The 705-nt window shown below is 57.4% G+C and carries 2 protein-coding genes; both read left to right on the top strand.

Features of this window, described 5'->3' with window-relative positions:
• The first annotated feature begins 43 nt into the window (after window positions 1-43).
• Window positions 44-238, top strand: coding sequence for a transposase (locus tag QZ269_RS13385; protein ID WP_291427185.1), 195 nt, complete (start codon window positions 44-46; stop codon window positions 236-238).
• Window positions 239-427: 189 nt separating this feature from the next.
• The coding region (locus QZ269_RS13595) for an IS3 family transposase (protein ID WP_367272310.1) at window positions 428-705 on the top strand (278 nt) is incomplete at its 3' end.

Raw genomic sequence — 705 nt, 5'->3', positions numbered from 1 at the left:
AAAGGCTCGACCCCAGCCCTAAGCTGGAAAGCGAGGCCCACTCATGAAAATCCGTCAGTTTACCGAAGACCAGATCATCAAACTGCTCCAGAAAGGCAAAAAGGGCGAGAAGCCTGTCGAAGACCTCTGCCGGGAGTTCGGGTGCAGCACCGCGTCTTACTACACCTGGAAGAAGAAGTACGGCGATACCAACGCCAACGAAGCCAAACAGCTTCTTGGCCAGAACGGACTCGCTTGAGCAAGCCTGGCCGCTTCGTCAGCTCGAGAAGGAAAATGCTCGTCTCCTGCGGATTGTCGGTCAGCAGCGCCTGGAAATTGACGCGATGAAGGATGTCATTGGAAAAAAGCGGTAACGCCCACCCAGAAGTGCGCCGTCGTCAGGGAGTTGGTCGCGGCGCACATCAGGCCCGAACGGGCCTGTGTTCTGGTGGGCCTCTCCAAATCTTCCTGGCATTACCAGGCCAAACCGCGCCAGGACAGCGAACTTCGGCAGCGCATCCATGACCTGGCCAAGCAGCATCCCCGCCGGGGATACCGATTTATTCATGCCCTGCTCGTACGAGCAGGGGTCACCATCAACAAGAAGCGAGTTCGACGACTGTGGCGTGAAGAAGGGCTCGCCATCAAACCCAAAGCATCCCGGAAAATCCGCACTGGGGCGTCTATTCCATGCAGGCCGAATATGTCGACCACGTCTGGACCTAC

Source organism: Deinococcus sp. (assembly GCF_018260405.1).
Taxonomy (GTDB): Bacteria; Deinococcota; Deinococci; order Deinococcales; family Deinococcaceae; genus Deinococcus.
Note: the sequence above shows the minus strand (reverse complement) of the source record. Positions and strands in the feature narration are given on the sequence as shown.

Excerpts from the sequence above, each read along its gene's own strand:
- QZ269_RS13385 (WP_291427185.1), top strand. The coding sequence starts at position 44 with ATGAAAATCCGTCAGTTTACCGAAGACCAGATCATCAAACTGCTCCAG.